Source organism: Candidatus Thermoplasmatota archaeon, assembly GCA_022848865.1.
Lineage (GTDB): Archaea > Thermoplasmatota > Thermoplasmata > RBG-16-68-12 > JAGMCJ01 > JAGMCJ01.
On sequence record JAJISE010000092.1, the window covers coordinates 1 to 2172 of the forward strand.

3 protein-coding genes are annotated in these 2172 nt (G+C 54.3%); 2 read left to right on the forward strand and 1 reads right to left on the reverse strand.

Annotated elements, in window-relative coordinates:
• Both LN415_09775 and LN415_09780 read left to right on the forward strand, forming a co-directional pair.
• On the forward strand, positions 1-487 hold a 487-nt coding region (locus tag LN415_09775), incomplete at its 5' end, for a hypothetical protein (protein ID MCJ2557374.1).
• A 44-nt stretch (positions 488-531) separates the two neighbouring features.
• Positions 532-846 carry a carboxymuconolactone decarboxylase family protein gene (locus LN415_09780; GenBank protein MCJ2557375.1) on the forward strand — a complete coding sequence of 105 codons (315 nt, stop codon included), beginning with the start codon at positions 532-534 and terminating at the stop codon, positions 844-846.
• Between the two features lie 248 nt (positions 847-1094).
• Here LN415_09780 and LN415_09785 read toward each other — a convergent pair.
• Positions 1095-2172 (reverse strand): PAS domain S-box protein (locus LN415_09785; GenBank protein MCJ2557376.1); only part of this gene is annotated, 1078 nt, incomplete at its 5' end.

Consider the following 2172-nt stretch of genomic DNA (forward strand, 5'->3'; position numbering starts at 1 on the left):
CGGGCCCAGGCAGGAGAAGGTGCCCCTCATCAAGATGCTGAAGCCCATCTTCGAAGATTTCCCTGAGGACGTCAAGGTCGTGATGTCCACGGGGGATCCCGAGGGGGGATCAGATCCGGTCACGTCTGGGAGCCTGACGGTGATCCCGTGGGTCGAGGACCGCTACAGATACCTCAAGGCAGCGGACGCGATAATCTGCAGGGGGGGCCACAACACGATAATGCAGTCCATCTGCTACGGCAAGCCCAGCATCATCATCCCCACCCCCAACCATACTGAGCAGTACGCGAACGCTAGGAGGGCTAAGGAGCTCGGGTTCGCTGAGGCAATCCATCAGGATGATGTGGGCGGGGAGAGGTTCCTCGGATTGATCGGGATGTTGACATCGAACCCGGAGTACGAGGACAGATTCAGGAAGATCAACGCCATGGGCTTCACGGATGGCATCGAGAATACCCTGGCGGCGATCTCCGGGCTCATCCGGTGACCCACCGCAATTCTTATAGAGAAAATGGGAGGACAAATCTCTCCATGGACTTTTTCTACGCCAAGAGGCGGGATCAAAGGGTAAACGAGTACTTCGACTCCGAGGCGATGGAGGCATTCGCAGACTGGAACAGGAAGGTCTTCACCCCCGGGAAGCTGGACAGGAAGACGAAGGAGCTGGTCGCGGTCGCGTGCACATACCTGACCCGGTGCCCTTACTGTATCGAGGGGCACACCAAGGCAGCGTTGAAGGCCGGCGCTTCGAAGGAGGAGATCGCCGAGGTCATCCAAATAGCGGCGGCTCTGAACGCGGGGGCAGCGATAGCCCATAGGAACATCGCCCTAGACGTGGACGAGTAAAACCCATCTCTCTTTTTCATTAGATCCTAGCAGTAGGAAGTGAGGTAAGATCCCCGAGGGTTTAGTTTAGAGTTGATTCTTAATGATCTTGATCCCCCTCTCGGAGGGGATGGCTATAACAGTCGAGGCTGACTTTTTCGGAGACGACGAGAAAAGGTTGCAGGAGATTGTAGGTCAGCGCATCTCCTCAACTTTGAGATGGCTGAATGATGATAATTTATGAGCGGAAAAGAATCGGGGATTTTATGTTAATCCGGATTTAAAGGTAGTTTTACGGTGAATGTCGTTCCTACGCCAATCTTCGATACCCAAGTAATGGCTCCCCCATGAGACTCCACAGCCCGTTTACAGTAGGCAAGTCCTAAGCCCATTCCATTGGATTTTGTCGTATAGAACGGCGTGAAGATGTTTGGCATATCCTCCTCGGGGATGCCGTCGCCCGTGTCCTCGACGTTCAATATGATGTCTCCCTCCTCGGCGTCTAGGGAAAGAACGAGGGTCCCCCCCTTTGGCATGGCCTCGACTGCGTTCTTGATTAGGTTGTCCAGCACCCTGCGGATCTGGGTGCGATCTAGTTGGGCGGATGCCAAGCCTTCTCCTATCTGGGTCTCGACTTCGACCTCCTTGGGTATTTGAGCTTCATCGACAGCCCTCCGAACCAAATTCCCCAGATTCGTCTCCATGAGGGTTGGCTCAGCCGTGCGGGTGATTAAGCGGAGCTCCTCTAGCATGTTCAGTGCGTAGTCGACCGAGTTAAATATCAAGGGCTTGAGTTTCTCGAGCATCTCGGGTTTACGCTCGATGAGGTACAGCGAGTTCTTGATGTTGGACAGAGGCGCCCGGAGGTCATGGCCCACCATGGACGCCATTTTTCCTGCCGTCACCATCATCTCCGCCTCGACAAGCTCCTGGGAACGCCGCTTAACTAGCTCTTCGAGGCTGAAAGCGTGCTCCTTCAACTCCTCCTCCACGATCTTGCGGTCGGTGATATCCATCACGACGGTATGAATCCCAATCCTCCTTCCTCTCTCGTAGTCGTAGCCTGCGTGAGCTTCCGCCCATTTCGGGGTGCCGTCCTTATGGACGTAGGGGAACTCAATTGGCGATGGTATCTTTCCCCTTACTATAGAGCTGACGATCCTCGTGAATCTAGGAATATCCTGGAGACGAAAGTAACCCAGCTTCGAGAAATGTTTCCCTAAGATCTCATCCTGGGAGAATCCTGAAAGCCTCTCTATTGCGGGATTGACCGAGGTCACGATTCCCTTGAAGTCGAACGTCATGATCACGTCGGGGGAGAGCTCAACGAGATTACGATATCTCTCC

What these genes read in the sequence shown, in the direction of transcription:
- LN415_09780 (MCJ2557375.1), top strand. Translation starts at nt 532, where the DNA reads ATGGACTTTTTCTACGCCAAGAGGCGGGATCAAAGGGTAAACGAGTAC.